An 11,769-nucleotide genomic window follows, 5' to 3' on the forward strand; every position below is an offset into this window, starting at 1 on the left:
TGGAAAGCAAGTTTTCATCAACGCGACACGCGATCGTTGCGGCTTCCGCATTCATTCCTGAAATTTAATAGTTCCAAGGGTTTACACCTAATCAATTTCGAATTGGCAGGCCGTTATCCCCTGCTGATGCCACGTAAGGGTCATCCCCTATTTGGCGGGTAAAACGTTTGCGCTCCGTCAAGAACGGGGCAAGGCCGACGGGGCGGGGCGATGAATCAGGAGCGTGGGCGGGACCGGCCGGAAGGCGGGCCCGGGGCCACGCTGCACGGCATTGGGGGGCGTGCGCGGGATGCGCAGCCTTGAGTGCAAGACATACCTAAAACGCAAAACTGGGAAACTCAACATGCGCAAGAGTGTTAGGCATCCAGCCTGGCAGGGTGCGGGTTTGTTGCTCCTGTTATGGGGGCTATTCCTGCTATCCGCGATGCATGCGCGCGCAGCGGTGCCGCTGCCGCCGAGCAATCACATCCGGATCAACCTGGGTGCGACGCCGTGGAAATACATCAAGGACGCCGATGACCCGAATTCGATGAATCGGGTCTTCGACGATTCGAAGTGGCAGTCGATCGGCGTGCCGCAGACGCCCGCCGACAACGACACCTTCATCAACATCGAGTCGGGCGGCGGCCAGGGCCAGCTGACCGGCAATACCAACTGGTATCGCAAGCACTTCACGCTCGATCCCTCGTTCGGTCCCGACAAGCTCAACCGCAAGATCCTGGTCGAGTTCGAAGGCGCGCACACCGGCGTGCAGGTCTACATCAACGGCCACTTCATCCCGGGCAACAGCCAGGTCGCTGCGAACGCGCAAGCCACGCACGTGATCGGCTTCATCCCGTTCGTGGTCGACATCACGCCCTACGTGCAGTTCAAGGACGCCAACGGCCAGCCCTTCGACAACGTGCTGGCGGTGAAGGTCTCGCGCGGCGACAAGTTCTTCGAGTCGCCGAGCTTCTCGGGCGCGTTCCGCTTCGGCCAGGACGACACGGGCATCTTCCGCCCGGTCTGGATGGACATCACCGACCGGATCCACATTCCCGAGAACGTCTACGCGGTGCTCAACACCTGGGGCACCTACGTGGCGACCGTCACGGCGAACGATGCGTCCGCAACCATCCGGGTGCAGACCAACGTCCTGAACGAGTATTCGTCCGACCAGCCGGTCACGCTGACCACCCAGATCGTCGACGCCTCGGGCGCCGTGGTGGCGACCGCGCAGGACACGCGCACGCTGCCGGCGAACAGCACCGGGCCGCTCGCGCCCGCCCTGTTCGACCAGATCCTGACGGTGAGCAACCCGCATCTCTGGTATCCGAACAACAGCATCTACGGTCATCCGTACATGTATCACGTGGTCCATTCGGTCAGCGTGAACGGCGTGGTGGTGGACACCAAGGAGAGCCCGCTGGGCATCCGCACCATCACCTGGAACCAGAACTTCCCGGTCATCAACGGCCACCCGCACTTCCTGTGGGGCGCCTCGGGCCGTTACGACTACCCGGCGCTCGGCTCGGCCGTGCCGCCGAACCTGCAATGGCAGGATCTCTCGCTGCTCGCGCAGGCGGGCGGCAGCTCCTATCGCCCCGGCCACTCGAGCCAGGGCCGCGAGTGGCTCGACGCCGCCGACGCCTACGGCATCATGATGCTGCAGCCCAGCGGCGACGGCGAGAACGGCTTCAGCGCGATCTGCAGCGGCACGGACACGGGCAACTGCGTGTCGGCCGACAACATCACGCTGAAGGAAGAACTGCATCGCGACATGATCATCCATGATCGCAACCATCCCTCGGTGCTCGCCTGGGAGGCGAACAACGGCAAGATGGACACCAGCATCGCCAAGCAGCTCAAGCAGATCTCGCGCACCTGGGATTTCATCAACACGCGCGCGCAAGCGGACCGCACGCCGGATCCGGCCAACGGCGACATCCTCGGCTGCTCGGGCCAGGGCTGCGACGTCGGCGTCAAGCAGAGCAACCCGGGCGTGCCGGCCTATGGCTCGGAATACTGGGGCGACGGCCTGGGCCGCTGGAAGTACGACTTCGAGATCCAATTCGCCGCGTCCTACATCCGCGACTGGGTGCACAGCGTGGCCGGCAAGTCGTTCGGCATGGCGCACTGGTACCTCGCCGATACGCCGGGTGAAATCAACACGCAGACCGACGGCACGCTGAACACCAACGTGCGTTCGAACGGCGCGTCGATGATGGACGCGAACCGCTTCCCGCGCCTGCTGTACTACATCTACCAGGCGCTCTGGACGCCGAACCAGATCAAGCCGGTGGTCAAGCTGGCGAACACCTGGAACCGCAACACCACCGGCAACGTGCGCGTCAACGCGTTCAGCAACTGCCACTCGGTGCAGCTGCGCCTGAACGGCCAGATCGTCGGTCCGGCCCAGACGCCGAACCCGGTCAACCAGGATCCCTCGGCCGACATCACGCAGAACACCACGCTGCTGCCGGGCCAGGTCCATTGGGACAACATCCCGTTCCAGCCGGGCACGCTGCTGGCCGAGTGCCTGAACGACGACCTGCAGGTCGCCGCCACCGACACGCTGGTCACGGCCGGCCCCGCCGACCACCTGCTGCTGACGGTCGATCCGCAGATCACCAAGCCGGACGGCGACACCTTCGTGCTGACCGCCAACGGCACCGACGCGGCCACGCTGACGGCCAAGGTGGTGGACGCCCAGAACAACCTGGTGCCGGACGCCGGCCAGACGCTGACCTTCGCCGTCACCGGCCCGGGTACCTATCGCGGCGGCTCGGACCACTACGTCGACCACTCGCAGCCGCAGGGCTGGCACGCGCCGGGCGATCCGAACCTGCTGGCCGAAGGCGGCATGGCGAAGATCGCGGTGCGCACGCAGTTCCAGCCGGGCACCGTCAACGTCACGGTCTCGTCGCCGGGCCTGGCCAGCGCGAACGCCTCGTTCGTGGTGCAGCCGGTGCCGCTGGCCGACACGCAGCCGTTCGACGGCACCGACATGAACGTCGGCCCGCAGCAGCAGACCGCGCCGCAGATCCTGACCCAGCCGAGCGACCAGATCGTCACGCTGGGCCAGAGCGGCACCTTCACGGTGCTGACCGCCGGCGCGACGCCGATCGGCTATCAGTGGTTCAAGAACGGCCAGCCGATCGCCGGTGCCAACGCGTACAGCTACACCACGCCGGCACTGCAACAGGGCGACGACCACGCCAGCTTCAGCGTGGAGGTCAGCAACAGCATCGGCAAGCTCGATTCGCGCAATGCCGTGGTCTCGCTGGTGCAGCCGCAGGCGCCGACGATCCAGCTGCAACCGCTCGCGAAGAACATCACCGCGGGCCAGAGCGCCGAGTTCACGGTGCAGGCATCGGGCTCGCCGGTGCTGACCTACCAATGGCTGAGGAACAACCAGCCGATCGATGGCGCGATCTCGCCGGTGTACGACACGCCGGTGATGCAGACCACCGACAGCGGTTCGCTCTACAGCGTGATGGTGAAGAACAGCGCGGGCGTGATCACCTCGGACCAGGTGGCCCTGACGGTCAACGTGGCGACGCCGCCGGTGATCGTCTCGGACCTCGCCGACCAGAGCGTGCCGTTCGGCCAGAGCGCGACCTTCAGCGTGAGCGCCACGGGTTCGAACCCGCTCAGCTACCAGTGGACCCACAACGGCCAGCCGGTCGGCGACAACGAACCGAGCCTGCTGATCTCGCAGGCCCAGTCGAGCGACGCGGGCAGCTACGTGGTGACCGTCACCAACACGGCCGGTAACGTCAGCAGCCGCACCGCGACGCTGACCGTGAGCGGCACCGACGCCTCCAACCTCGCGCTCGGCGCGCTGGCCAAGTCGAGCAGCGACCAGAACGGCGGGCTGGTGGCCGCCAACGCGATCGACGGCTCGACCACCACGCGCTGGTCCTCGGCGCCGGAAGTCGATCCGTCATGGCTCGAGGTCGATCTCGGCTCGGTGAAGACCTTCAACAAGGTCGTGCTGATCTGGGAAAACGCCTACGCCTCGCAGTACGACATCCAGGTGTCGAACGACGAGAAGACCTGGAACACGGTGTTCCCGAACGGCCAGCCCGACGGCGCCGGCGGCACCACCGCGCCGGTCACCGGCGCGGGCGGTACCGAGACGCAGTTCTTCGCCAGCCAGTCGGCGCGCTACGTGCGCATGCTGGGCACCAAGCGCGCCACGCAGTATGGCTACTCGCTGTTCGAGTTCCAGGTGCTGGACGCGCCGCAGTGCTCGGCCAACAGCGCCACCGAGCGCTACACGCCGATCCCCGCGCAACCGGGTACCTGGCAGTCGACCATCCCGGGCCTGCCGTCCGGCCCGTTCGTGCCGACCGTGAAGGACAACGTCAGCGGCCTGACCTGGCAGCAGACGTACACCACCTTCGCGGCCGACGGGGCGCAGTTCACGCAGCAGATCGCCGACCAGTACTGCAAGTCGATCGGCATGCGCATCCCGACGCTCAACGAGGCGATGACGATCGCGCGCGCCAACTACGCGTCCTGCGCGTTCCCGTCGCCGTGGCGCACCTGGACCACTACCCCGGTGCCGAACATCGACAACAACGCCTGGTTCGTCGAATCCTCGGGCAAGTCCTGGGCGGGCATCATCAACAACACGCCGGGCTGGGTGATGTGCGTGTCCGGCACCACCTCGCCGGCACCGGTGATCGTCACGCCGCCGGCGGCCACGGTCGCCAGCGAAGGCCAGGGCGCGCGCTTCACGGTGGCCGTCACGGGCACCGGCCCGCTCGACTACCAGTGGAAGCGCAACGGCCAGCTGGTCGCGATCACCACCATCCCGTCGTACACCACGCCGGCCCTCACGGTGGCGAACGACAACGGCGCGATCTACACGGTCGACGTCAGCAACGCCGGCGGCACGGTGAGCAGCGCGCAAGCCCTGCTGACGGTGGTGCCCGCCACCGCCGGCAACGGCGGCAATGGTGGCGACAACGGTGGCAACGGCGGTAACGGCAACAACGGTGGCAATGGTGGAGACAACGGCGGCGGTGGCAACACGCAGCCGCAAACCCCGAGCGCGAACCTGGCGCTCGGCAAGCCGGCCGTCTCGACCGGCAACGAGAATGACGGCTACGGCCCGTCCAATGCAACGGACGGCAGCCTGAATTCGCGCTGGTCCTCGGCCTTCTCCGATCCGCAGTCGATCACCATCGACCTCGGCACGGTGCAGACCGTCGACCGCGTGGTGCTGCGCTGGCAGGACTCGTACGGGGTGGACTACAAGATCCAGACCTCGCCCGACAACGACCAGTGGAACGACGCGGTGACCAAGACGGGCGACACGGGCGGCACCGAGGACCTGCGCTTCCCGGCGCCGGTGCAGGCGCGCTACGTGCGCATGCTCGGCACCAAGCGGGCCACGCAGTTCGGCTACTCGCTGTTCGAGTTCGAGGTCTACAACACCGCGAACACCCCGGCCTTCCCGATCACGGCCACCTCCAGCGGCGCGGGCACGCTCACGCCGACGGGCAGCACCTCGGTGCTGCAGGGCGGCGTGCAGACCTACCAGTTCGTTCCGGCCGCCGGCGGCGCCGTGACGGGCGTGCAGGTCGACGGCAAGGACGTCGGCATCGTCGATCACTACACCTTCGACGACGTGCTGGCCCCGCACAGCATCAACGTCACGTTCGGCCAGGCGGCAGCGGCGGTGAACCTGGCGCTCGGCACCAAGGCCACGGCCAGCGGCCTGGAGGGTGACGGCTATCCGGCTTCCAATGCGGTGGACGGCAACCTGAACACGCGTTTCTCGTCGAACTTCGCCGACGACGCGTGGCTGACTGTCGACCTCGGCAAGGAAACCGCCTTCAACCGGGTGGTGATCAACTGGGAGAACGCCTACGGCAAGCAGTTCCTGATCCAGGCTTCGCACGACAACGTCGACTGGTCGAATACCGTCTATACCCAGGCCAACGGCAAGGGCGGCATCGACGACCTGTCGTTCAACACCACCACCGCGCGCTACATCCGCCTGCAAGGGCAGCAGCGCGCGACCGGCTACGGCTACTCGCTGTTCGAGTTCGCGGTGTACAACGACCCGTCGAAGGCGGCAGGCGCCGGCACGGGCACGGGTTCGGGCAGCACCGGCACGGGCGCGGGTACCGGCACGGGTTCGGGCAGCACGGGCACCGGCGCGGGTACCGGCACGGGCACGGGCGGCACGGGCAGCGGTGGCGACACCGGCACCCAGCCGCAGCAACCGGCCAGCCCGTTCGTCGAGCAGCCGGCCAACCAGGCGGTGCCGGCCGGCCAGCCCGGCCACTTCGCGGTGATGATGTCGGGTACGGGGCCGTACACGTACCAATGGCAGCTCGGCGGCAAGCCGATCGCCGGCGCGACCAACCGCATCTACGACACGGCCGCCGCGGTGGTCGCCGACAGCGGCAAGCAGTACAGCGTGGCGGTGACCGGCCCGGACGGGACGGTCCTGACGTCGAACAGCGCCACGCTGACGGTCGACACGACGGTACCGAAGTACACCGTCACGCCGGGCCTGGTCGGTATCGACCTGCAGAACAACACGCAGGGCACCTATACCGACGACCAGGTGTACGTGGCGGTGATCGCGCGCGACCCGGCGACGGGCCAGTTCGCCTGGCTCAAGCCGGACGGCACGCTGGTCGCCGCCTCGGCGGCCGACAACGACGCGCCGAACCACCTGACCGGACCCGATGGCCAGAACTACAGCAACTACTTCTTCACGCTCGCGCAGAGCAAGACGATGCAGTTGCCGCAGAGCTTCTCCGGCCGGATCTTCGTGTCGCTGGGCAAGCCGCTGTACATCAAGATCAACCAGTCGAAGAACGACGACGGCACGACCACCCTCGGTTATGCCCCGCCCAATCCGAACAACGGCACGGACCCGAGCCGCGGCATCCCGTTCGATTGGTTCGAGTACACCTTCGGCGGCAACGGTCTGTGGATCAACCCGACCCAGGTGGACGAGTTCGGCTTCCCGCTCACCCAGGATGTCTACTGGGCGAACGGCACGGTGCACCAGCGCACCGGCATCACCCAGCGTCGCGCCGATCTGTTCCAGGCGTACACGCGTGAAGTCTCGGCGGTGTTCCAGCCGTCGCAGCCCTCGAACTGGGTGATCGAGGCACCGGCTCACGATTCGTTCGCGGCCAACCAGCCCAACGGCCATTACTTCGACGGCTACGTCAACGACATGTGGACGTACTACGCCTCGAACGACCTGCCGATGGTGGTCGGCGCGCGGGCCTTCGTCGGCCGCGCCTCGGGCACGCAGCTGCTGTTCCAGGAAGTCGACCAGCACAACGGCCAGTTCGCCGGCAGCACCTATGCCGTCAACAAGCCGAGCAGCGAGCAGGTGTTCCTCTGCAACGGCGTGTTCCTGGATGGCGACGGCACCCAGCAGCAGATCGAGGCGCAGCTCTGCGCGGCGCTCAACCGCCACGTGATGGGCGACGTCAGCAAGTGGAACGTGCCGTCGGCCTATTACCAGGCATCGCCGTATAACGAGTACGCCCGTTTCTGGCACGACCACAGCGTCAGCGGCCTGGCCTACGGCTTCCCGTTCGACGACGTGAACAACCAGAGCTCGACGATCCAGGCGCCGCCGCCGGGTCCGGAGCACATGGTGCTGGGGATCGGCTTCTGACGGCCGGTACCTGATGTAGGCGCGGCATTCGCCGCATGATCCGGGCGCCCGCGGTAGGGGCGCCCGCTCAACTTTTTCGAAGGGTGATCGATGATGAACCGGACCACGGTCCAGGCGAGCGGCGCAGGCCGGCCACGGCTCGCAATCCGCCGCCGCGCGCGCGGCTTCACGCTGCTCGAACTGCTGGTGGTGCTGGTCATCATCGGCATGCTGGCGGCGATCGTCGGGCCGCGCTACTTCGCGCAGCTCGGCAAGTCGCAGGTGACGGTGGCCCGCGCCCAGATCGACGTGCTGACCAAGGCGATCGACAACTACCGGATCGACGTCGGCCGCTTCCCGACCGCCGAGGAAGGGCTGCAGTCGCTGGTGGTCAAGCCCGCCAGCGCCGACAAGTGGAACGGCCCCTACCTGAAGAAGGAAGTGCCGCTCGATCCCTGGGGCCATCCCTACGTCTACCAGGTGCCCGGCACCAAGGGCGACTACGCGGTGATCTCCTACGGCCGCGACGGGCAACCGGGCGGCGCCGGCGAGGATGCCGACATCAGCAGCGAATGACGCCATGCCCGGGTCCGCGCGAGCGGACCCGGCATCGCCTTGCGCCTGTACCCGCCCCGAGCGGGCGACGGACGCAAGGCCATGCAGCGAGCGGCAACGGCAAGCAGCAACAGGCAGCGGCAGGCAGCAGCGGGAACCCAGCACCATGCAATTTGAAGTCAGAGCGCTTTCGCCGGAAAACCGGATCATCGCCCTCGTCGTCGACGCCCAGGACGAGGCCGGCGCGCGCGCCCACGTCGAGGCGCGCGGGCTGCACGTCACGCGCGTGGCGCCGGCGCGCGCGCTGGGCCGCCCGGCGGGCGGGCGCGGGCGAATCTCGCTGGTGCTGTTCAGCCAGGAACTGCTGGCCTTGCTCAAGGCCGGCCTGTCGATCGTCGAGGGCCTCGAGGCCCTGCTCGAACGCGAGGGCGGCGCGCGGCTGCGCGGCGTGCTGGAGCGGATCCTGGCCGGGCTGCGCGAGGGCAAGCGCTTCTCCAGCCTGCTCGGCGAGCAGCCCGACGTGTTCCCGCCGCTCTACGTCGGCATCGTGCGCGCGGCCGAGGGCACCAGCGACCTGCCGCGCGCGCTGCAGCGCTACGTCGACTACCAGGAGCGCATCGACACGGTGCGCAACAAGCTGGTCAGCTCGGCGATCTATCCGTCGATCCTGCTGGTGGTGGGCGGCGGCGTGTCGACTTTCCTGATCACCTACGTGGTGCCGCGCTTCGCGACCATCTACGAAGGCACCGGCCGCGCCCTGCCGTGGATGTCGCAGATGCTGCTCGACTGGGGCAAGTTCGCCAGCGCGCACGGCCTGCCGCTGGTGCTGGCCGCGCTCGCCGGCGTGGCCGCGATCTTCCTCGGGGTGCGCGCCACCATCGCGCGCGTCGGCCTGGTCAGCCTGCTCTCGCGCGTGCCGCTGCTCGGGCCGCACCTGCGCATCTACCAGCTCTCGCGCCTGTACCTGACGCTGGGCATGCTGCTCGAGGGCGGCATCCCGATCGTGGCGGCGATGGAGACCGCCTGCGGCACGGTCTCGCCGTCGATGCGCGACGCGCTGCTGCTGGCGCGCTCGGCCGTGCAGTCGGGCGAGCCCCTGTCGGGCGCGTTCCAGGCCCGCCAACTGACCACCCCGATCTCGCTGCGCATGCTGCGGGTGGGCGAGCGCTCGGGGGAACTCGGCGCCATGCTCACGCAATCGGCCGCCTTCTACGACGGCGAGATCAGCCGCTGGATCGACCGCTTCACGCGCATGTTCGAGCCGCTGCTGATGTCGGCGATCGGCGTGGTGGTGGGCACCATCGTCGTGTTGCTCTACATGCCCATCTTCGATCTCGCGGGGAGCCTGTCGTGATGCATTTCGAATCCGCGCCGGGCGAGGCGCTCCCTCTCGAGGCCATGCCCTTCGACGCCGAACTGCTGGCACGCGCCCGCGCGAGCGCGGCCGCCACCCAGCGCCACCTGGTCGAGGAGCTGCAGGCGCTGACCGGCGTCGAGCCCATCGAGCTGCTGCGCGCGCTGGCGCGCCAGACGGCGATGCCGGTGCTGGAGACGGCCGGCATGCTGGCGCTCGAGCCGGTGTTCGAGCGCGTGCCGCTGTCGCGCGCCATGCAGCGCCGCTGCGCGCTGCTGCGCGAACCCGGCGGCGCGCTGGTGGGGGTGGTCACCAGCCCCTTCGACCTGGACCTGCAGACCTGGCTCGGCGCCCAGGCCGGCGCCGCCGTCGAGATGCGGCTCGCGCTGCCGGGCGACCTCGCCGCCTATCACACGCGCATGGAGGAATCGGCGCGCGCGGTCGACAGCCTGGTGAGCACCGGCGACGGCCTGCAGGCCGACGGCCGCGCCACCCAGGTGCTGTCGTTCCAGAGCGTCAACGAGGCGGCCAGCCCGGCGGTGAAGCTGGTCAACTCCACGCTCTACGACGCGCTCAAGGCCGGCGCCTCCGACATCCACCTGGAGAGCACCGCCACCGGCCTGGCGCTGAAGTACCGCGTGGACGGCGTGCTCGACGCGGCCGCCACCCTGCACGGCGTGGAAACCGCCGAGCAGGTGATCTCGCGCCTGAAGGTGCTGGCCGAGCTCGATATCGCCGAGCGCCGCGTGCCGCAGGACGGCAGCTTCCGCGTCGCCGCGGGCGGGCGCGACATCGACCTGCGGGTGTCGATCATGCCGAGCATCCACGGCGAGGACGCGGTGATCCGGATCCTCGACAAGCGCGCCATGATCGAGGCCTATGGCTCGCTCACGCTGGAGGCGCTCGGCTACGACGCCGATTCGCTGGTGGCGCTGCGCGCGCTGGCCGAGGAGCCCTACGGCATGCTGCTGGTGACCGGGCCGACCGGCTCGGGCAAGACCACCACGCTGTACGCCGCGCTCACCGAGATCCACAACGGCCGCGACAAGATCATCACCATCGAGGACCCGGTCGAGTACCAGTTGCCCGGCATCCTGCAGATTCCCGTCAACGAGAAGAAGGGGCTGACCTTCGCGCGCGGGCTGCGCTCGATCCTGCGCCACGACCCGGACAAGATCATGGTGGGCGAGATCCGCGATCGCGAGACCGCCGAGATCGCCGTGCAGTCGGCACTCACGGGCCACCTGGTGCTGACCACGGTGCACGCCAACAACGTGTTCGACGTGTTCGGCCGCTTCGGCCACATGGGCATCGATCCCTATGCCTTCGTCTCGGCGCTCAACGGGATCTGGGCGCAGCGGCTGCTGCGCGTGAACTGCCCGCGGTGCGCCGCGCCCTACCAGCCGAGCGACGCCGAGCTGGCGCGGCTCGGCCTGTCGCGCGAGGCCACCGCCGGCTACGACTTCCGCCAGGGCACCGGCTGCGGCGACTGCCGCGGCACCGGCTATCGCGGCCGGCGCGCGATCGCCGAGATCCTGATCCTCGACGACGAGATTCGCGACCTGGTGGTGGAGAAGCAGCCGATCCGCGTGATCAAGGAAGCCGCGCGCCGCAACGGCACGCGGCAGTTGCGCGAGGTCGCGCTGGGCCTGGTGAAGCGCGGCGAGACCACGCTGGCCGAAGTGAAGCGGGTGACCCTCAATGCTTGAACGCTGGATGAAGCGGCTCGCGCCGCGTGGACACTGCCGGCTCGCGCTGTCGCGCACCACGGTGACGGTGCGGCGCGTGGGCGCCTCGCGCAAGGTGCCGGCGCTGTTCGTCGAACGGCCGCTGCCGGAGGCGGGCACGCCCGAGGTGCTGGCGGCCGCCATCGGCGCCGCGCTGGAGGAATCGGGCGGCCACGGCCTGCCCGTGCACGCGAGCTTTGCCGACGAGCTGGCGCGCTACTTCATCGTTACCCCGGCCGACAACAGCCGCCGCCTGCAGGACCTGCGCGCGGCGGCCGAGGTGCGCCTGCAGATGCTGTACGGCGACGATCCGGCCCGCTGGCAGATCCTGGCCGACTGGCAGGCCGCCGAGCCGTTCCTCGCCTGCGCCGTGTCGCGCGCCTGGGCGGGCGCGCTGCAGGCGGGCGTGGCAGCCGCGCGCGGTTGCCTGGTGTCGGCGATGCCGGAGTTCGTCGCGGCCTGGAACCGCTCGCGCCGCGAGCTCGACGCCGGCACCTGGCTGGCCACGC

The 11,769-nt window shown here is 68.5% G+C and carries 5 protein-coding genes; all 5 read left to right on the top strand.

Going from position 1 to position 11,769, the window contains the following annotated elements; genetic code table 11:
* Positions 1-529 precede the first annotated feature (529 nt).
* Positions 530-7,645, top strand: a complete 7,116-nt coding sequence (locus F3J18_RS21160) for a beta-1,3-glucanase family protein (RefSeq protein ID WP_240154569.1) — start codon at positions 530-532, stop codon at positions 7,643-7,645.
* Positions 7,646-7,735: 90 nt separating this feature from the next.
* The gene (gene gspG, locus F3J18_RS21165) at positions 7,736-8,200 is read left to right on the top strand and encodes a type II secretion system major pseudopilin GspG (protein ID WP_013696237.1); all 465 of its coding nucleotides are present in this window, start codon (positions 7,736-7,738) and stop codon (positions 8,198-8,200) included.
* 145 nt (positions 8,201-8,345) lie between these two features.
* A complete protein-coding gene (locus tag F3J18_RS21170; RefSeq protein WP_013696238.1) occupies positions 8,346-9,533 on the top strand; it encodes a type II secretion system F family protein in 1,188 nt (395 codons plus the stop codon).
* Positions 9,533-11,242 carry a GspE/PulE family protein gene (locus F3J18_RS21175; RefSeq protein WP_166914021.1) on the top strand — a complete coding sequence of 570 codons (1,710 nt, stop codon included), beginning with the start codon at positions 9,533-9,535 and terminating at the stop codon, positions 11,240-11,242. The genes F3J18_RS21170 and F3J18_RS21175 overlap by 1 nt, the downstream gene beginning before the upstream one ends.
* Positions 11,235-11,769, top strand: a 535-nt coding sequence (locus F3J18_RS21180) for a hypothetical protein (RefSeq protein ID WP_166914023.1), incomplete at its 3' end; no start/stop codon positions are given. The genes F3J18_RS21175 and F3J18_RS21180, both read left to right, overlap by 8 nt.

Origin of the sequence: Burkholderia sp. Ax-1720 (assembly GCF_011753035.1) — a bacterium.
In the GTDB taxonomy this organism is placed as follows: domain Bacteria; phylum Pseudomonadota; class Gammaproteobacteria; order Burkholderiales; family Burkholderiaceae; genus Burkholderia; species Burkholderia gladioli.